This is a genomic window from Bacillus sp. FDAARGOS_235, assembly GCF_002073415.2.
GTDB classification, from domain to species: Bacteria; Bacillota; Bacilli; order Bacillales; family Bacillaceae_G; genus Bacillus_A; species Bacillus_A toyonensis.
Genome location: NZ_CP020437.2, coordinates 2,499,040 through 2,519,353, shown reverse-complemented (window position 1 = coordinate 2,519,353; position 20,314 = coordinate 2,499,040). Strand labels below are relative to the sequence as shown.

Annotated in this window: 11 protein-coding genes and 2 riboswitches; of the genes, 9 read left to right on the top strand and 2 right to left on the bottom strand. The window is 35.1% G+C overall.

The annotated features are described in order from the left end of the window. Positions 1–96: 96 nt before the first annotated feature. The 4 genes from A6J74_RS14805 to A6J74_RS14790 all read left to right on the top strand — a co-directional run bounded on the left by A6J74_RS14805 (position 97) and on the right by A6J74_RS14790 (position 7,531). Positions 97–1,761: a glycoside hydrolase family 13 protein gene (locus tag A6J74_RS14805; protein WP_001044719.1), complete on the top strand. Its 1,665-nt coding sequence runs from the start codon at positions 97–99 to the stop codon at positions 1,759–1,761. A gap of 205 nt (positions 1,762–1,966) precedes the next feature. Beyond that, positions 1,967–3,604: a PTS transporter subunit IIBC gene (locus tag A6J74_RS14800; RefSeq protein ID WP_000705554.1), complete on the top strand. Its 1,638-nt coding sequence runs from the start codon at positions 1,967–1,969 to the stop codon at positions 3,602–3,604. Between the two features lie 4 nt (positions 3,605–3,608). Further along, entirely contained in the window at positions 3,609–4,400 is a 792-nt protein-coding gene (locus A6J74_RS14795; RefSeq protein ID WP_000772006.1) for an endonuclease/exonuclease/phosphatase family protein, read from the top strand. Between the two features lie 305 nt (positions 4,401–4,705). After that, a complete protein-coding gene (locus tag A6J74_RS14790; protein ID WP_000810063.1) occupies positions 4,706–7,531 on the top strand; it encodes a YhgE/Pip domain-containing protein in 2,826 nt (941 codons plus the stop codon). Between the two features lie 35 nt (positions 7,532–7,566). Here A6J74_RS14790 and topB read toward each other — a convergent pair whose 3' ends face one another. Beyond that, entirely contained in the window at positions 7,567–9,756 is a 2,190-nt protein-coding gene (gene topB, locus A6J74_RS14785) for a DNA topoisomerase III (protein WP_000047307.1), read from the bottom strand. A gap of 190 nt (positions 9,757–9,946) precedes the next feature. Then, a riboswitch (TPP riboswitch) is annotated at positions 9,947–10,056 on the top strand. Between the two features lie 72 nt (positions 10,057–10,128). Here topB and thiM point away from each other — a divergent pair. From thiM to ilvA, 3 genes are all read left to right on the top strand, one after another. Next, positions 10,129–10,938 (top strand): hydroxyethylthiazole kinase, encoded by an 810-nt coding sequence (gene thiM, locus A6J74_RS14780; RefSeq protein WP_001056099.1) that lies wholly within the window; start codon positions 10,129–10,131, stop codon positions 10,936–10,938. A gap of 13 nt (positions 10,939–10,951) precedes the next feature. After that, positions 10,952–11,611, top strand: coding sequence for a thiamine phosphate synthase (gene thiE / locus A6J74_RS14775; protein ID WP_000984529.1), 660 nt, complete (start codon positions 10,952–10,954; stop codon positions 11,609–11,611). A gap of 108 nt (positions 11,612–11,719) precedes the next feature. Next, positions 11,720–12,928 carry a threonine ammonia-lyase gene (ilvA, locus tag A6J74_RS14770; protein ID WP_080609538.1) on the top strand — a complete coding sequence of 403 codons (1,209 nt, stop codon included), beginning with the start codon at positions 11,720–11,722 and terminating at the stop codon, positions 12,926–12,928. Positions 12,929–12,995: 67 nt separating this feature from the next. Here the strand turns inward: ilvA and A6J74_RS14765 are convergent, their stop codons facing one another. Then, positions 12,996–14,309 carry an anaerobic C4-dicarboxylate transporter family protein gene (locus A6J74_RS14765; protein ID WP_000498718.1) on the bottom strand — a complete coding sequence of 438 codons (1,314 nt, stop codon included), beginning with the start codon at positions 14,307–14,309 and terminating at the stop codon, positions 12,996–12,998. A gap of 282 nt (positions 14,310–14,591) precedes the next feature. Next, positions 14,592–14,676, top strand: a riboswitch (cyclic di-GMP riboswitch). Positions 14,677–14,810: 134 nt separating this feature from the next. On the opposite strand from A6J74_RS14765, the gene A6J74_RS14760 reads away from it, so the two are divergent. Next, positions 14,811–16,553, top strand: a complete 1,743-nt coding sequence (locus A6J74_RS14760) for a methyl-accepting chemotaxis protein (protein WP_000761068.1) — start codon at positions 14,811–14,813, stop codon at positions 16,551–16,553. Between the two features lie 133 nt (positions 16,554–16,686). Continuing rightward, complete coding sequence (locus A6J74_RS14755) at positions 16,687–20,268, top strand: non-ribosomal peptide synthetase family protein (RefSeq protein WP_098155480.1); 3,582 nt, start codon at positions 16,687–16,689, stop codon at positions 20,266–20,268. The last annotated feature ends 46 nt before the right edge of the window (positions 20,269–20,314 follow it).

The following is a 20,314-nucleotide window of genomic DNA, read 5'->3' as shown; positions in this document are numbered from 1 at the left end:
ATGAAAACAGTTGCAAACTATTCATATTTTGTTATGATAGTGTTACGAAAACGTTTGCATAAAATTTCCGATGGGATGCAAAAGGAGAGAATGACTATGAATAAGACATGGTGGAAAGAAGCAGTTGCTTATCAAATTTATCCACGAAGCTTTATGGATTCAAATGGTGATGGTATTGGAGATTTACAAGGTATTATTGCAAAGCTGGATTATTTAAAAGATTTAGGTATAGATGTAATTTGGATTTGTCCAATGTATAAGTCTCCCAATGATGATAATGGTTATGATATTAGTGATTATCAAGATATTATGGATGAGTTTGGTACAATGGCGGATTTTGATGCTTTATTAGATGAAGTTCATAAGCGTGACATGAAGCTTATTATTGATTTAGTTATTAATCATACGAGTGATGAACATCCATGGTTTATTGAATCTCGTTCATCTAAAGACAATCCGAAGCGTGATTGGTACATTTGGCATGATGGTAAAGATGGTGCGGAACCAAACAACTGGGAAAGTATTTTTAATGGTTCGGCATGGGAATATGATGAAGTAACAGAACAATATTATTTACATTTATTCTCACGTAAACAACCAGATTTAAACTGGGAGAATAAAGAAGTTCGTGAAGTGTTATACAATACAGTTAATTGGTGGCTTGATAAGGGAATTGATGGTTTCCGTGTTGATGCAATTAGCCATATTAAAAAAGAAGATGGCTTCAACGATATGCCAAATCCAAAAGAATTAAAATATGTACCATCTTTTGATAAACATATGAATGTGGATGGTATTCAACCTTTATTAGAAGAGTTAAAAGAAAATACATTTTCTAAGTACGATATTATGACTGTTGGTGAAGCGAATGGCGTTAAGATTGAAGATGCTGAGCTTTGGGTTGGAGAAGAGCAAGGTAAATTCAATATGGTATTCCAGTTTGAACATTTAAGCTTATGGGATGCAGAAAAGAAGAAAGACCTTGATGTTGTAGGATTGAAAAAGGTATTAACGAAATGGCAAAAAGGATTAGAGAATAAAGGATGGAATGCTTTATATATCGAGAATCACGATAAGCCACGTATCGTTTCAACGTGGGGAGATGATAAACAATATTGGCGTGAAAGTGCAACAGCTCTAGGAGCGATGTATTTCTTTATGCACGGTACACCGTTTATTTATCAAGGACAAGAAATTGGTATGACAAATGTTCAGTTACCAAATATTGAAGATTACGATGATGTAGCAATTAAAAATTTATATCGAGAGAAAATTGCAGAAGGCGTATCACATCAAGATATGATGGAAATTATATGGGCTTCTTGCCGTGATAATTCACGTACACCTATGCAGTGGAACGATGAGATGAATGCTGGTTTCACAACAAATGCACCTTGGTTTGGCATGAATCCAAATTACGAAGAAATTAATGTTGAAAAGCAAAAAAATGACGAAAAGTCTATTTTCAATTTCTATAAGACAATGATTGCCTTGAAAAAAGAGCACGATGTATTGAATTATGGTACGTACGATTTACTTTTAGAGGACGATCCACAAATTTATGCATATACACGTACGTTACAGGATGAAAAAGTCATTGTAATTAGTAATATCTCAAAAGAGGAAGCTGTGTATAATGAGCCTTTATTCGCACTAGAACGCAAACGTTTGCTTTTAAATAACTATGAAGTTGCGGAACATGAACAATTAACTACAATCACGTTAAAACCTTATGAAACAAGGGTTTATCGCATTTCATAATACAAAAAGATGCTCCTTGAGCATCTTTTTTTATGAAAAAAAATAAATTTCTATTGCAATGTGAAAACGCTTTTATTAAAATAGATTTATGAAAACGGTTGCGTAACAAAAAAGATAAAGCAATATGAGGAATCGTTTTCATAAGAGAAACAGAAATTATAATTTAAATCATTATGTTGTTATAAATAAAGGGGAGGAAGAACAGATGAAAATTACGTCTTTTGATTTTTGGCAAAAGTTCGGGAAAGCATTATTAGTTGTTGTAGCTGTAATGCCAGCAGCTGGTTTAATGATTTCCATCGGTAAGCTAATTGGAATGTCTGCTGGGGATATTAACGCAGTTCATACTATTGCTCGTGTAATGGAAGACATCGGTTGGGCAATTATTACAAATTTACACATTTTATTTGCAGTAGCAATTGGGGGATCTTGGGCGAAGGATCGCGCAGGTGGTGCATTTGCAGCACTATTAGCATTCGTCTTAACAAATCGAATTACAGGAGCAATATTTGGCGTAAACGCTCAAATGTTAGCGGATTCAAAAGCGACAGTTTCTTCAGTATTAGCAGGAGATTTAGTTGTAAAAGATTACTTTACTTCTGTACTTGGTGCACCAGCATTAAACATGGGAGTTTTCGTAGGTATTATCACAGGTTTCTTAGGAGCTACTTTATATAACAAATACTATAACTATAATAAACTGCCACAGGCATTAGCATTCTTTAATGGAAAACGATTCGTACCATTCGTTGTAATTGTTTGGTCTACAGTCACTGCGATTGTATTATCACTTTTATGGCCATTTATCCAAAGTGGATTAAATGAATTTGGTCGCTGGATTGCAGCATCTAAAGATAGTGCGCCAGTTGTTGCGCCATTTGTATATGGAACGTTAGAACGTTTATTATTACCATTCGGATTACATCATATGTTAACGATTCCGATGAATTACACAGAGCTAGGCGGAACATATACGATGTTAACTGGCTCAAAAGTTGGACAAATTGTAGCAGGACAAGATCCATTATGGCTTGCATGGATTACAGACTTAAATAATTTATTAGCAAGTGGAGATACGAAAGCATATAACGATTTATTAAATAACGTTGTACCAGCTCGTTTCAAAGCTGGACAAGTTATCGGCTCAACAGCAGCGTTAATGGGAATTGCTTTTGCGATGTTCCGTAATGTTGATAAAGAAAAACGTGCAAAATATAAACCAATGTTCTTATCAGCAGCATTAGCAGTATTTTTAACAGGTGTAACAGAACCAATTGAATTCATGTTCATGTTTATTGCACCAGTACTATATGTTGTATATGCTATTACAACAGGACTTGCATTTGCATTAGCAGATTTAATCAACTTACGTGTTCACGCATTTGGATTTATTGAGTTAATTACTCGTACACCGATGATGGTTAATGCAGGACTAACAAGAGATTTAATCAATTTCGTTATCGTTTCATTAGTATTCTTCGGTCTTAACTTTACATTATTCAATTTCTTAATTAAAAAGTTCAATTTACCAACACCAGGACGTGCAGGTAACTATATTGATAATGAAGATGAGTCATCAGAAGGAACAGGAAATGTACAAGATGGTTCATTAGCAACAAAAGTTATTGATTTATTAGGTGGAAAAGAAAATATTGCTGACGTAGATGCTTGTATGACGCGTTTACGTGTAACAGTAAAAGATTTAGATGTTGTTGCACCAGAAGCGCAGTGGAAACAAAATGGTGCTTTAGGACTAATCGTAAAAGATAAAGGTGTACAAGCAGTATATGGTCCGAAAGCTGACGTATTAAAGTCAGACATTCAAGATATGTTAGGTGCGTAATAATATGAAATTGCTAACTTTAAACTGTCACTCTTGGCAAGAAGAGAATCAAATGGAAAAGATAAAATATCTTGCTAAAGTCATTCAAGAAGAAGAATACGATGTCATCGCATTGCAAGAAGTCAGTCAGTCGATACAAGCTGAAAATGTATGCGGTAACAAGAAAAAAGATAATTTTGGACTTTTACTATTAGAAGAGTTAAAAGCGTTACATGTAAAAGATTACAATATTACTTGGGATTTCTCTCATATTGGTTATGATGTGTACGAAGAAGGATTAGCGATTATAACAAAGCATACTATTATAAAAGAAGATACGTTCTTTATATCAGAAAATAAAGATACAACGTATTGGAAAACACGTAAAATTGTAAGTGCAACAATTGCTTATAATGGTAAGGATATAACGTTTTATTCTTGCCATCTAGGTTGGTGGAATGATGAAGAAGAATCATTCCAAGGTCAAGTCGATCGTTTGATGGAGCGTGTAGATAGCAATGAGCTTTCCTTCTTAATGGGGGATTTTAATAATAATGCTCGTTTGCAGGGTGAAGGTTATGAATATTTGATGCAAAAAGGTTTGTACGACACATACGAACTAGCGATAGAGAAGGATGAAGGAACAACTGTCCAAGGCGAGATTGCTGGTTGGGATGAAAATAAACATAATTTGCGAATCGATTTAATAGTGTGTAACCAAAGTAAAAGAGTTCGTTCTTCAAAAGTTATTTTTAATGGTACAAACCGAAATGTAATTTCAGATCATTTCGGTGTAGAGGTTCAATTAGATATATAATAGAAGAAATCCTCACAGGTAATAAAAGCTGTGAGGATTTTTTTTAGGAATACAAGTATTTCCAAGAGAAAATACTTGTATTTTTTATGACATTTCCTATATATTTGTTATTATTGAATGTAAAACTAATTTGGTCATTTTGTATGCATACTTTTTTTACTTCGTTATATAATGAAGTAAGTGAAATATTTAATGGAAAAAATAGTGTGTTTTCGTTTAATCCACGATGTAGAAAGTGATATAATTGCAAAATGTATGTATCATTTTCTAAAGAAGGAAAAATATATAATTAGGTGATAACTTCTATGAAACAAATTTGGCGTATTTATAAGACAGATTTACGGAATGTAGCTAAACATTGGGCTGCAATTGTTATTGTTTTAGGGTTAATGATTTTACCATCGTTATATGCATGGTTTAACATTAAAGCTTCTTGGGATCCATATGGAAATACAAAAGAAGTTCCCATTGCAGTTTCTAACCAAGATGCAGGCTCTAATTTAAGAGGGAAAGATATCAATATCGGGGACGAGATTGTAGATTCTCTTAAGAAAAACAAAAATCTTGGCTGGAAATTTGTAGATGAAAAACAAGCAATTTACGGAGTTGAGCGTGGGGATTATTATGCGAGCATTACGATTCCGAAAGACTTCTCTGAAAAAATTGCAACTGTTCTGGATGAAAATCCAAAGAAACCAGAACTGGATTACTATGTGAATGAAAAAGTAAATGCGATTGCACCGAAAATTACAGCAAAAGGTGCATCAGGTATTACAGAAGAAATTAGTAAAAACTTTGTTAAAACAGCAAACGGTGAGATTTTTAAAATTTTCAATGACCTTGGAATCGATTTAGAAACAAACTTACCAAGCATCGAGAAAGTAAAAGATCTTGTATTTAAGTTAGAAGCGCAGTTCCCAGAAATGAATACACTTATGGATAAGGCGTTAGATGATGCGACTCGAGCAGAAGATGTTGTGAAAGTAGCACAAAAAGAGTTACCGGTTGTAGAAAGTGTTATTAATGATGGGCAAGAAGCGTTAGGGAATTTAGATAAGTTCTTTGCAAACAACGATCAAACATTGCAAAATGCTCCTGGGACGATACGAAATCATTTAACAACGGCTAAAGATGTAATGGACAAAGCAAATACGTTTACGAACTTTTTAATGAATCCAGGGATAGACCTTTCTGGTATGAAGGGATTACCTGAGTTTCCAGCGCGTCCGGACCTTTCAAAGTTGAATGATGAAGGTTATAAAAATATTGCAAGAAATATTAATCAAACAGTGAATAATGTTTTGAACTCGGCACGTGCAGGAACAACATACGGGAAAAGTGTTGTAAACGGATTGCAAAATGGTCAGTTTGATCCAGAAAAGGCAAAGCAAGATCTTAATGCGGTTTCTGAAAATCTTCAAGGTCGTACAGATAGTGTTGCATACCTTATTAATGTATTTACTGAACTTCAAAAATCGGCTACGACTGATTTTGGTCAAAGCTTTTTCCAAGGGCGAGTGGATCGCTTAACTAAGCTGAAAAGCGGTATGGAAAATGCAAACAACGGTATTAAAGATATTGTAAATGTTATTGGTACAGGACAAGAAGTAAAGAAAGATGTAACAGATGCAGCAAATCAAAAATTAGATGCAGCAAATGGATTAATTGATCAAGCGGAAAAAGATTATAATGAAACATTTGTAGCAGATTATAAAAAAGCAGTTAGCACAGTTGATCAAGCGAAAGCTGATGCAAATGGAGCATACGATACTGTGAAAAATGAATATGATAAGGCAAAAAATACTTTTGAAGGTATTATAGCAGACGTAAATAATAGAGGTGTTAATGGATTAGATAGCACAAAAGTATATTTAAACGATTTAAATGGTCAATTACAAGCTACTAAGAATCTAATTGGTGATGCGATTCCGGTTCTAGAAAGCACAAATAAGGTATTAGCAGATGTAAATAGTGACAAAAACCTTAATAATGGAATTGCAAAATTGAATAAAGCACAAAATGCTGTTCAAAAAGGTATAGATGCAACAAATAAGGCAACTACATTAATTAACAATGGACAGAAGCCTACAAAAGAGGTTGTAGAAAGTATTAATGAAGCAACTAAAAATGCCTCAGCTCAATTAGGAGATTTCTTAGCAACATATGATTCAGAAATCGTTCCAAACTTTAATACAGCAATTGAACGTACGAAACGTATGTCTAAAAACACAACTCAAATTTTAAGCGAAGCAGACAAAAAGCTTCCAGATGTTAAAAAATTACTAGAAGATTCATCAAAAGGCTTAGTAGACGGTAGAAAGAAATTAGCAGACATTAAAGCCGAAATGCCGGAGACTGAGAAAAAGATTAAAGAATTAGCAGATAAAATTCGTGATTTTGAATCTGAAGAAGATTTAAAAGACATCATACGCCTATTGAAAAATGATGTTGAAAAGCAAAGTGATTACTTTGCAAATCCAGTAAATTTAAAAGAGAATAAATTATTTGCGATGCCGAACTACGGTTCAGCGATGTCACCATTCTATACAGTGCTTGCATTATGGGTAGGCGCATTATTAATGGTTTCATTATTAACAGTAGAAGTACATGAAGAGGGCGCAAATTATAAGAGCCATGAAGTTTACTTCGGACGTTTATTAACATTCTTAACGATAGGTCTTTCACAAGCGTTTATCGTATCAATGGGAGATATATTCTTACTCGGTACGTACGTAGTCGATAAATTCTGGTTTGTGTTATTTAGTTTATTTATTGGTGGAGTCTTCGTTTGTATCGTATACTCACTCGTTTCTATTTTCGGAAACGTTGGGAAATCGATGGCGATCATTTTACTTGTACTGCAAGTAGCAGGGTCGGGCGGAACATTCCCAATTCAAATGACACCGGCGTTCTTCCAAGCACTTTATCCGTTCTTACCATTCACGTATGCAATTAGTGCAATTCGTGAAACAGTGGGTGGAATGCTTTGGGATATCGTAACGAGAGATTTACTTGTACTAAGTGCTTTCGTAGTAGTTATGATTGTTGCTGCATTATTACTGAAAACACCAATTAATAAATCAAGTGAAAAATTCGTTGAGAATGCAAAAGGAAGTAAAATCATTCACTAAAAAAAGGTTCCTACCTCCGGTAGGAACCTTTTTGTTTAATCAAATTTTAATTTCTTTAATGCTTCTGCGAACGGGTTATTTAATGGTTCTTCTTCTTTGTTCTGTTGTTTCATATATTTTTGAACGTCACGCTTATCAGCTTTGTTTCCAGATTCTTTTTTACGTCGCTCCTGGAATGTCGATAATTTTTCGCGATAGCCACATTTACATGCAAAGATTTGACCTTCACCCTCACCACGTAGTTCTAGTTTCTTCTTACATTGTGGACAACGAGCGTTTGTTGTACGAGATACATTTTTACGATGACCACATTCACGGTCTTGGCAAACGAGCATTTTTCCTTTTTTGCCGTTTACTTCTAGCATTGGTTTACCACAGTCTGGACAAGACTTCGTTGAAATGTTGTCATGTTTATATTTTTTATCACTTGATTTAATTTCAGAAACAATTTCTTTCGTATAGTTCTTCATTTCAGAAATGAAGACTTCTTTTTTCAGTTTACCCTTTGCGATAGCCTCAAGTTTTTGTTCCCATTCACCAGTTAGTGTAGGAGATTTTAACTCTTCTGGTACTAAATCAAGTAACTGACGGCCTTTTGATGTAATGTGAATATCTTTACCACGCTTTTCAAGTAAAAATGAATTGAAGAGTTTGTCGATAATATCTGCACGTGTCGCTACAGTGCCTAATCCACCAGTCGATTTTAACGTATCAGCAAGTTGTTTATTTTGCGTATCCATATATTTTGTAGGATTCTCCATTGCTGAAAGTAAAGTCGCTTCATTAAATCGTGCAGGAGGCTTTGTTTGACCTGATGTTTGCATAATTAACTTTACAGCTAATGTATCACCTTTTTCAATGTGAGGTAGAAGCTGCTCTTTTACGTCATCAGTTACATCATCGTCTTCAAAGCGATTTTCGTATACTTCTTTCCAACCAGCGTGTAAAACCGTTTTTCCGCGTGCAATGAACGTTTCATTACCAACTTTTGTGCGTAACGTTAGTTGCTCGTATTCGAATGCAGGGAATAAAACAGCTAAGAAACGTTTCACAACTAAATCATAAATTTTACGCTCTTTATCTGTAAAGGATGAGAAGTTAACGTATCCTTCTGTTGGAATAATTGCGTGATGATCGCTTACTTTACTATCATCAACAAATGATTTATTAGGCTTAATTGGCTTTTGTAGTACTTTATGTGCTAACGGACGATATTCCCCGACACCGCACGCTTTTAGACGTTCTGGAAGTGTTCCAACGATATCAGATGAAATGTAGCGTGAATCTGTACGAGGATACGTTAACACTTTATGTTGTTCATATAATTTCTGCATAATGTTTAATGTTTCTTTAGCAGAGTAACCAAACTTTTTATTTGCATCACGTTGTAATTCAGTTAAATCGTAAAGACCAGGAGAGAATGACTTCTTCTGTTTTTTATCAATTTCCACAACAGTGGCATTTTGTTTATCTAGATTTTTTACAATACCATCAATTTTTTCTTTATTAAAACTACGGCTATTACCGTTTGCATCTTGCCAAGTTAGTTTTAACTTATCAGTTGTTTGAGCTTCGATACCGTAGTAAGTTTGAGCTTTGAAGTTTTTTATTTCATCTTCACGACTAGCGATCATAGCAACAGTAGGTGTTTGTACACGACCACAATTTAGTTGAGCGTTAAAGCGAGTTGTTAAAGCTCGAGTCGCGTTAAGGCCGATATACCAGTCAGCTTCTGAACGCGCAACTGCTGAAGCGTATAAATTGTCATATGCCTTACCTGGTTTTAAATTTGCAAAACCATCTTTAATTGCTTTATCGGTTACAGAAGAAATCCATAAACGTTTAATTGGTTTATTCAACTTAACTTTATCGATAATCCAGCGTGCGACTAATTCGCCTTCACGACCTGCGTCTGTAGCGACAATAATTTCATTTACATCTTTTCTAAGTAGCTGGCTTTTCACAGCATTAAACTGTTTACCAGTTTGTTTAATAACCGTTAATTTCAAACGCTCCGGTAGCATCGGTAAGTCTTCTAAATTCCACTTTTTATATTTCACATCATAGCTTTCTGGATCTGCTAATGTAACGAGATGACCTAAAGCCCAAGTTACAATATATTTACTACCTTCAAGATAACCGTTTCCTTTTTTATCACACTTCAGTACACGAGCAATATCTCGCGCAACGGAAGGTTTTTCAGCGATTACAACGCTTTTTGACATATTAAAAACATCCTTTCAAATTTCCATAAGTTAAATATAGCATACATTTTCTTGAGATTCAGTTTCGCTCGAGGTTTGAGCTGTTTTAGTGGAATGAACAAAACTCCCACTGATTAAAGTTTCACTTTATACGGAAAAGTAAAGAACTTGTTATTTTACTAGAATAAGAGTAGACTTTGAAGTAGATGAATAAGAAACACATGGGAGTTTGTGGATGCAAACTGAGAGTATGACTAATCCGTCATTGACCATTTGAACCTGTTGGATAATGCCAGCGTAGGGAGAGTGTAAAAGCACATGTTCAGGCACTTTGCATACGCGCAAAGTGCCTTTTTGTGTATCTCCCATCATTATAGTTAGGAGATGAAAAGGATGAATATGAAAGAAATTAGTAAAGTAGTGGATTTAGTGAGGGAATCTAATCCGCTCGTTCATAATATTACAAATGTTGTTGTAACAAACTTTACAGCGAACGGTTTGTTAGCACTAGGGGCATCGCCTGTAATGGCGTATGCAAAAGAAGAAGTAGCAGAAATGGCTAGCATTGCGGGAGCGTTAGTATTAAATATGGGAACACTTCGTCCCGAGGAAGTAGAAGCGATGTTACTTGCTGGTAAGTCGGCTAATACGAATGATGTACCAGTATTGTTTGATCCTGTTGGCGCAGGAGCAACATCGTATCGAACAGAAGTTGCGAGACATATTCCAGCTGAAATAGATCTAGCGATAATTCGTGGGAATGCAGCTGAAGTAGCTAACGTTATTAATGAGAGATGGGAAATTAAAGGGGTAGATGCTGGTACTGGAAATGGCAATGTTGTAAATATTGCAAAACAGACAGCAGAGGAATTGAATACAGTTGCGGTCATTACTGGAAAAGAAGATGTCGTTACAGATGGAGAGCGAACGATTCTTATTCGAAACGGTCACTCTATTTTAACAAAGGTTACTGGAACGGGTTGTTTACTAACTTCTGTAATAGGAGCATTTATTGCGGTAGAAAAAGATTATGTAAAGGCAGCAGTAGCAGCAGTAACATTTTATGGTGTAGCTGCGGAACTAGCAGCTGCTAAGACGGTAGAAAAAGGGCCTGGTAGTTTCCAAATTGAATTTTTAAATCAATTAGCGAATACAACTTCCGGTGATATTGAGAAGTATGGGAAGATTGAGGAGTTAGAGTAAGGGGATGAAACACATGATGCGCATTGAAACCAAGAAAATGTCTAACCTATTACAAGTGTATTTTATTATGGGAAGCAATAATTGCATGAAGGATCCGTTAGCTATATTGAAAGAAGCGTTAGACGGTGGAGTGACACTTTTTCAATTTCGTGAAAAGGGAGAAGGGACTTTAACTGGAGAGGATAGAGTGCGTTTTGCAAAGAAATTGCAGGCGCTTTGCAAGGAATATGGTGTTCCTTTCATTGTAAATGATGATGTAGAATTGGCCGTTGAATTAGATGCAGATGGTGTTCATGTAGGACAAGATGATGAAGGGATTACATCTGTTCGTGAAAAGATGGGAGATAAAATTATCGGTGTATCTACACATACAATTGAAGAAGCAAAATGGGCGATTGAAAACGGAGCTGATTATTTAGGAGTTGGCCCTATTTTCCCAACGAGTACGAAAAAAGATACGAAAGCTGTTCAAGGAACGAAAGGTTTAGCTCATTTTAGAGAACAAGGAATTACAGTGCCGATTGTTGGTATCGGTGGGATTACAATTGAAAATACTGCTGCCGTTATAGAAGCGGGTGCGGATGGTGTTTCAGTTATTTCTGCAATTAGTCTAGCGGATTCTGCGTATGAAAGTACGAAGCGATTAGCTGGGGAAGTAAATAAGTGTTTGTAGATAAAAGACCATGTAGTATGAAAATACTACGTGGTCTTTTGTCGTATAAAACAAAATATGCCGCCTAAACTAGTATGTATAAACATATATTGTTTCGGAGGCGAAGGCATGATTGTATTTCAGGATATTATAGCTGCTTATGAGAAAATGAAGGGCATTGTACATATGACCCCATTAGATTATTCAAGTACATTTAGTGAGTTATCACAGAATGAAGTGTATTTAAAGCTGGAGAATTTACAAAAGACAGGCTCTTTTAAAGTACGTGGTTCTTATAATAAAATGGTTTCTCTTGAGAAAGGTGATTTAGAAAATGGTGTTGTTGCGGCATCTGCTGGAAATCATGCGCAAGGAGTCGCTTATTCTAGTAATATGCTTAGTATTCCTTGTACGATTGTGATGCCAAAAGGTGCTCCGTTAAGTAAGGTACTTGCGACAAAAAAGTACGGTGCACATGTAGAATTACAAGGTGATGTATTTGATGATGCATTAGCTTATGCACTAGATTTAAAAGAGAAGACAGGAGCGAAATTTGTACATCCATTTGATGATGAAGCAGTAATTGCTGGTCAAGGTACAGTCGGTGTGGAAATATTACAACAGCTGGAAGATGTAGAGGCTGTTATTTGTCCTATTGGAGGTGGAGGATTAATTGCAGGAGTTGCGATGGCAATTAAAGAACAAAAGCCATCAGTGAAAATATATGGGGTGCAGACACTTGCTTGTCCGGGAATGAAACAGTCACTTGAGGAAAAGAAGGTAATAACAGTAGAGTCGACGCCAACTATGGCGGATGGAATCGCGGTTAAAAGGCCAGGTGATTTGACTTTTGAACTTGTACAACGTTATGTGGATGATGTGTTTTGTGTAGATGAAATGGAAATTGCACGAACGATGTTAATGCTTCTTGAACGGAACAAATTGTTGGTTGAAGGGTCTGGTGCGAGCTCATTAGCTTCTTTGCTTTATCACAAAGTCCCAATAAAAGAAAAAAAGGTCGTATCCGTACTAAGTGGTGGAAATGTCGATGTAAACTTTATTTCGCGTATTATTGAGCATGGAATGGTTGAAGCAGGACGCTTCATTCACATCGCGACAATGATTAAAGATAAGCCAGGCTATTTGCATCATTTGCTCGAGATTGTAACAAATTTTGAAGCGAATGTATTAAATATACATTTAGAACGGATTGGTACAAAGGTATTTCCAGGATATGCGCAATTGCACTTGTCATTAGAAACGAAAGATAGAAATCATATTGAAGAAATATTGAGTGGTTTAAAAAAGAAAGGGTATGTTGTAGAAGTTATTGATTGAAAAAATTAAACAAACGTTTAATTAAAAAAGCACAAACCCTTTTAAATTATAGGTTTGTGCTTTTTATTTAAAACATAATTGAAATTAAGAGCATTCCAATTCCGATAGAAGTAAAGGTTGCGATTAAGCCGGGAATCATGAAGCTATGATTTAAAACGTATTTACCGATACCTGTTGTACCAGTGCGGTCGAAGTTAATGGCAGCAACAATTGTTCCGTAGTTTGGAATGAAGAAGTATCCGTTTACTGCAGGGAACATAGCAATCAGTAATGCTGGCGGAATACCAAGAGATAGTCCAAGTGGCATTAAGGCACGAACTGTTGCTGCTTGGCTGTACAGTAAAATAGATAGAATGAATAATGCGATAGCAAATAGCCATGGTGCACTTGTAACTAAGTGCTGAATTGATCCTTGAATCATATTTAAGTTTCCGTTAAAGAAAGTATCTCCCATCCAAGCGATACCGAAAATAGCAACAACCGCTGTTGCTCCAGCTTTAAAGACGTTACCAGACACAATGCTTTCTACATTTGGTTTACAGAAAATAATAATAAGAGCTGCGATGGTTAACATAACCATTTCAATTGTGTTTGGCATGGAAAGACGAACTAGCTTCCCGTCAACCATCCATCCTGGACGAAGTGCTTCAAATGAACCAAGAAGTACGACAAGGAAAGTTCCTACTAGGAAAAGAATAACTGATAATTTAGCGCCTTTTACACCTACAAATTCTTTTTTCTCTTCAAGCTTAGGAATCATACCTTCTTTTAATCGTTTTAAGTATTCAGGGTCTTCATTTAGTTCTTTCCCCATTTTACTAGCAACGAATGCAGCTACCATACAAGCGATGAAAGTAGAAGGGATACTTACTTTTAAAATATCTAATAAAGTAATTTTATAGTCAGCTAACATTGCTAAAAGGGCAACTGTAGCAGCTGAAATGGGACTAGCTGTAATTGCTTGTTGAGAAGCAATTACGGCAATTGACATTGGTCGTTCTGGTCTAATTCCTGATTCACGAGAGACTTCTGCGATAACAGGAAGTACAGAATAGGCAACGTGACCAGTGCCAGCACATAGTGTGAATAAATAAGTAACAATTGGAGCGAAAAATGTAATGCGCTTTGGATTTTTTCGTAAAGCTTTCTCAGCTAGATGCACAAGATAGTCCATTCCTCCAGCGGCTTGTAAAGCACCAGCAGCAGTAATTACTGCTAAAATCATAAGCATTACATCGATAGGAGGAGCGGTTGGTTGCAAGTGGAAGACAAAAACGAGTATTGCCATACCAACTCCGCCCATTACTCCTAAGCCAACTCCGCCTAGGCGTGCACCAATAAAAATGCAGAGTAATAAGGTAAGAAATTGTAGCCAAAACATGATAAATTACCTCCGAAATTCATAAGTTAAGATATATTCGAATAATTTAATTTAAATGAAAATTAGTGAAATATCCGAAGGGATCTTTGATTTATATACGTTTTTTATTATATAACATAAAAAAAGTAACATTCACGTATTTTGTTAAATTATTTCGAAAAAATAATACATTAGAATTTTATATTTATATCTCTAAATAAGTAGACATTTTAATTTAAATGTTGTAACCTTGGAAAGAGAATAATTTAATTCTCATAGAACTCCCATATCGTTCAACTCGTTCAGCGAGAAAGGCAAACTGATGGAAACATGAGGGCGCAAAACTATAGGGGCTAAGGTCGAGAGGCTATGCTAGCCAGTTACCGGACGGATAGGGTTGGTCTTGACCAATGCTTTTTACATTGGTCTTTTTTTATTCTCGAACATATTGAGAATCATTTTAAACAAAATATTCATATATTTTGTTTTTTTGTTTTAAGTAATTAAGGAAGGTGAATATTGATGAAAAAGTATTGGCATAAGTTATCGTTTCTTCAAAAGAACGTCTTATTAACTGTATTAGTTATTTTGACGCTTGTTGGAAGTATGGGCGCGTTAAGTTTCAATTTGTTTCAAAATAGTATGATGTCTTTATTTGAAAGGCAGTCTATTGAAACAGGAGAGATAGTAGTACATGACTTGGATACAGAATTAGTTAAAGATATGGCGAAAGATCCTACAACTGAAAGAGTAAAAAAAGAAAAGTTAACAGAGCAATTAGATGAAGTGACAAAAGGTTTAAAAAGTGTGGGACAAACGTATGTTACAGGGGCAAAGCCGAATGAAAAACGAGAATTACAAATCGTTGGTTTGACTACAGAGTTAGCAAATGCGGTGCCTGTAAAGTCGGGAGATTATTATGAACAACCGACTCATTGGATGAATGCATATGATAAAGTGATGGATACGAAAAAGGCCCAAATGACAGAAGTATATGAAGATGAATTAGGTTCGTGGGTGACAATATTAGAACCAATTAAAGATGGAGAAAACAATATTGTTGCAATTGTTGCGGCTGATTTAGATGCTTCTATCGTTCCTAGTACAAAGAAGAATTTTTTGATACAGGGTTTACTCTTTATTATTATTTCATTAGCAATCGCGACTATTGCTCAATTCTTTATCGTACGTAACTCGTTAGCTCCATTAAAAGATTTACGAGAGGGATTACGTAAGATTGGTGAAGGTGACTTAAGTATTAAATTAAAAGAAAGACCAGATGATATTGGAATTATTAATGTTTATTTCAATGATACGATTGAGAAATTTAAAGGGATTATAGATAAAGTTAGGCAGACCGCTGAGCAAGTTTCTTCTTCTTCACATGAATTGTCGGCAAGCACCGAGGAAAATAGCATGGCAGTTCAAGAGATTGCAAGTTCTATTGAAGGTTTAAGAGTGGGGGCACAGTCTCAAGAAACTTCAGTCCAACAATGCTTAGGAATTGTGCATGGAATGGAAGATAAGGTAGAAGAGATAACTGGAGCTGCGGAACAAGTTGCGGTTGCCTCAGAAGGTATGGAGCAACATTCAATTGAAGGTAATGAAGTGATTGGACAAATTATTAATCAAATGAGTTTAATCCAAAATGCAGTGAAAGATTTATCTTCTATTATTTATTCATTAGAAACAAGATCAAAAGAAATTAGTGATATTGTAACTGTAATTACAGGTATTTCAAATCAAACAAATTTATTAGCTTTAAATGCTTCTATTGAAGCTTCGCGTGCTGGAGCAGCTGGAAGAGGATTTGCAGTTGTTGCTGATGAAGTACGTAAATTAGCAGAACAAACTGAAACGTCAGCGAAAGATATAGCAAAATTAATTAGTGAAACACAAGCTGAAACAGAAGAGGCTGTAGTTTCAATGCAAAAAGGTTCAAAAGAAGTAGAATCTGGAATTTCACTTGTTCAAAGTAGTGGTGCTTTCTTTGAAAAAATCTCGAAATCAGCACAATCTGTTAAAAATCAAGTGAAAGCTGTTTCTGGCAATTCGAGTGATATTTTACAAAATAGCCAGAATATCGTTCAAGTCGTAAATGAATTATCACATATTGCAAATACTTATGCGAATAGTAGTAGTAATGTTGAAGAAAGCATGAAGGAGCAAGAAATATCAGTACAAGATATTGCAGAATTAGCGACTTCTTTAAGTTGGCTTTCTCAGGAATTACAAGAGCTAATTGGTGAGTTTAAAAGCGAATAAGGAAAAGTGAAACTTTAATCAGGGGGGCAGCCCCCTTTGATTGTGAGTTGAACAAATCTGCCCGTTAATACGGGATAATAAAGGTGTGAATTTTCACACCTTTATTATATTTAGGAGAGGAATTTACATAAATATGAAATTAGCGATTTCTTATAATGAGATGGTAAAAGAATTTTTAGGGAAAGTAGAAGGGAGTATTCAAATACCTAAAGATGCGCAAAAGATAGAGTTTGGAATACAAAGAAAAACTATACCATTTCCAAAATTGACTCATATTGTAGATTTAATAGGAGCAACTGCAACGTGGTTGTATCATATTTCTAAAGAACAGCACATTATCGTGCTTTACCATACAAGAGGAAGTTTATTTCCTATTACTATTCAAGTTTCTAATTATCTTTCCTATGAAAGTTTGAACTTTCAGATTGTAGAGCAAGTGGAACAGATCCAAAAAATGAACGAGGGAGAAATAGTAGCGTTTCAAAATAGTAATGATTCATCTGAAATGTCACCTATTATTATTGGTGAAACGTATTATGAGCTACAAGACAAGAATACGTTACAATTTGTATTCAATAAAAATATGCAAAGTGTAGAAATGATATTTAATAGTGTTAATTGGAAAGAGACAACGATTACTCGTTATGCACAACAAATACAAGGTGTTTTAATTTATACATCACAAAATGCTAATAAATGTATAAAACATTTTAATGTTGTTACAGAGGCCGAGATGGCACTTTATAGTCAAGTGAATGATACGACAGCAGTATATCCTGAGAAAAGTATCGTCGATATGTTCTATAATACTGTTACTCAATTTCCAAACCGTATAGCTTTATCTTCAAGGGAAGGTACTTTAACTTATGAGGAGCTAAATAAAAAAAGTAATCAAATAGCTCATATGTTAATGAAAAACGGCGTCCAATTAGGAGACTATGTTGGAATATTTATGAAACGTAGCATAGACACAGTAGTAAGTATGGTAGCTATATTAAAAGCTGGTGCAGCGTATGTTCCGATTGATCCAGATTATCCGGAAAGTAGAATACAGTACATTATTCAAGATAGCCAAGCGAAAGTTATATTGATGAAAGAGACGCCTATAACATGTGATGGGGTTCAAACAGTTTCAATGTATGATAGTGAAACTTATGAAGATATAGATGTAAAGTTGTCTATTCATTGTGATGATGTAGCTTATATGATTTATACATCTGGTTCAACAGGGAATCCAAAGGGAACGATGTTAGCACATAGAGGCGTTGTTAATCTGTACACTTGGATGCAAAAGCAATATGAATTGACAGAAGAGGATGTATTTGCCCAATTTCCTTCCTTTAGTTTCGATGCTTCTGTATGGGAGTCATTTGCTTCTTTATTCTGCGGAGGAAACTTGTATGTATTATTAGAGGAAGAGCGATTGTCTGTAGAAGCATTTGCAAATGCAATCTATAAAGTGAAAGCAACTTCGATCTTGGCATTAGCGACAATTTTTGTTCGACAAGTAGCAACTTATTTAGCAGAAGAAAATATATATAAGCTAGCTTCCCTGAAAAGAATTGCGATTGGCGGTGAAATGTTGCCTGTAGAGGTTATTAAATTGTGGAGAGAAAGAATAAGTACAAATGTTGAAATTCATAATGTATACGGACCGACAGAATGTACTGTAGTGACGACAACCTATAAAATACCTAATCAGTTAAATGAGGATGTTGCGAGTATTCCCATTGGTAAACCATGTGCTAATTATCAAGTTATGATTTTGGATGACAATATGAATCTTTGTCCAATTGGTGTACCTGGTGAATTATATATAGATTCAGTAGGATTAGCAAAAGGGTATTTTAATAAGCCTAATAAAACAATTGAAGCTTTTATTCCGAACCCCTTTAATCCTATAGTTAATATATATAAAACGGGTGATATCGTTAAGTTGCTAGAGGATGGAAATATAGAGTTTTTACATCGGAAAGATGATCAAGTAAAAATTAGAGGACATCGTATTGAACTAGGAGAAATCCAAAGTAAAATTTCTCAAAATCATAATATAAAAGAAAATGCTGTTTTTGCTAAGAAGAGCAAGGAAGGTAGCCAATATTTAATCGCATTCTATACAACTTTGAACAAAAAGGAAATACCAGAATTAGTTTATCAGTTACAAGAGCAGTTACCGGATTATATGGTACCATCTAAATTAATTTATATTAATGAACTACCACTTACACCAAATAAAAAGGTTGATGTTAAAAAGTTAGCTCAATTAGAAGAAAAGTACGAGCCGGTTCGTCTACAGGAATATGTCGCGCCTTCTATTAAAGCGGAGAAACAGATAGCGAAAGCTTGGGCAGAGGTATTAGGAATTTCAAAAATTGGAGTGCATGATGATTTCTTTACAATTGGTGGACATTCGTTGAAAGTATTGAGAGTCTTAACATTGTTAAAAGAAGATTTTTCACATTTAACAATTCAAGATTTCTTTAAAGAAAGAACGATATATGGATTAGCTAGAATTGAGAGAGAAGTAAAAGTAGAGACAGAAGAAGTATTTCGTGAATATAAGGTGATTCACGAACCGAATACTATTACTTATTCGAATGTTTTAGAAGACACTAACATCTCAAATGTCTTTTTAACTGGAGCTACTGGTTATTTGGGGTCGCACATATTATATGAATTATTGAGAGATACATCTGCTACCATTTATTGTTTAGTAAGACCGACGAAAGATGTGCAACAAAGAATTATCGATACATTAACAAGCTACTTTAATGATATATGTGAAGAGTGGTTACAGCGTATACAGGCTGTACCTGGTGATTTGGGAGAAGAGTATCTTGGGATGAGCGAAGAGGAATTTATTTTAATTAGTTCTAAGGTCGATACGGTAATTCATTGCGGTGCAGATGTAAGACATTTTGGAGATGTAAAACAATTTAAAAATGTGAACGTCCAAGGCACGAGCCGTATGCTAGCGTTAGCCGAGAATGGTGCTACATTCCACTTTATCTCTACAATTGGTATTCCGATAGAATTAGCGGTAGAGCAATGGGATACATATATGGAAACAGGTGATTTCAATTATAATGTAGAGTTAGAGAATGTGTATTCCGATAGTAAACTACAGGCGGAAAATCTTGTTCGTGAAGCTTTGAAGAGCGGCATACGAGGGAATATTTATCGTGCAGGTAACCTAGCATGTCATTCAGAAACGGGTTCGTTCCAACAAAACATTGAAGGAAATGCATTTTATCGTCTTATTAAAACGATGCTTCTAATTGGAAAGGCACCAAATGTGAAGTGGAAAGTTGATTTTACACCAATTGACTTTGCCAGTAAGTCGATTGTATCGTATTTACAAGATCCAAAAATTGTAGGAGAGACGTTACATATTTGTCATCCACATCAAGTTGAATTTGAACATTTTATAAAGCTAATTGAGGGATGTGGATACAATCTTGAAATGGTTCCACTTTCGGAATATGTAAATATCGGGCTTGAATTAGCAAAAGGAAATGAAGAAATAGCAGAGTTAATTGCTTCTCAAGTTGCAGGAGATGGAGCACAGCAATCTGAAATTGTCATGGGTACTCGTAGAACAAATGAATGGACTAAGAAAAAAGAGCTGATAGTGCCAGCGATTAATAAAGAATTTATTCAGTTGTTATTAGCTCATGGTGAAAAAGTTGGATATTTTCCAAAAGTAATGAAATGATTATGTACGCTTTTGTTTGTTCAATAAAATAAATCATGCTACAATG

Bases quoted from the DNA above. Each gene is read 5' to 3' on its own strand.
- A6J74_RS14805 (WP_001044719.1), top strand. From the start codon at position 97: ATGAATAAGACATGGTGGAAAGAAGCAGTTGCTTATCAAATTTATCCA.
- A6J74_RS14800 (WP_000705554.1), top strand. From the start codon at position 1,967: ATGAAAATTACGTCTTTTGATTTTTGGCAAAAGTTCGGGAAAGCATTA.
- A6J74_RS14795 (WP_000772006.1), top strand. From the start codon at position 3,609: ATGAAATTGCTAACTTTAAACTGTCACTCTTGGCAAGAAGAGAATCAA.
- A6J74_RS14790 (WP_000810063.1), top strand. From the start codon at position 4,706: ATGAAACAAATTTGGCGTATTTATAAGACAGATTTACGGAATGTAGCT.
- topB (WP_000047307.1), bottom strand. From the start codon at position 9,756: ATGTCAAAAAGCGTTGTAATCGCTGAAAAACCTTCCGTTGCGCGAGAT.
- thiM (WP_001056099.1), top strand. From the start codon at position 10,129: ATGAATATGAAAGAAATTAGTAAAGTAGTGGATTTAGTGAGGGAATCT.
- thiE (WP_000984529.1), top strand. From the start codon at position 10,952: ATGATGCGCATTGAAACCAAGAAAATGTCTAACCTATTACAAGTGTAT.
- ilvA (WP_080609538.1), top strand. From the start codon at position 11,720: ATGATTGTATTTCAGGATATTATAGCTGCTTATGAGAAAATGAAGGGC.
- A6J74_RS14765 (WP_000498718.1), bottom strand. From the start codon at position 14,309: ATGTTTTGGCTACAATTTCTTACCTTATTACTCTGCATTTTTATTGGT.
- A6J74_RS14760 (WP_000761068.1), top strand. From the start codon at position 14,811: ATGAAAAAGTATTGGCATAAGTTATCGTTTCTTCAAAAGAACGTCTTA.
- A6J74_RS14755 (WP_098155480.1), top strand. From the start codon at position 16,687: ATGAAATTAGCGATTTCTTATAATGAGATGGTAAAAGAATTTTTAGGG.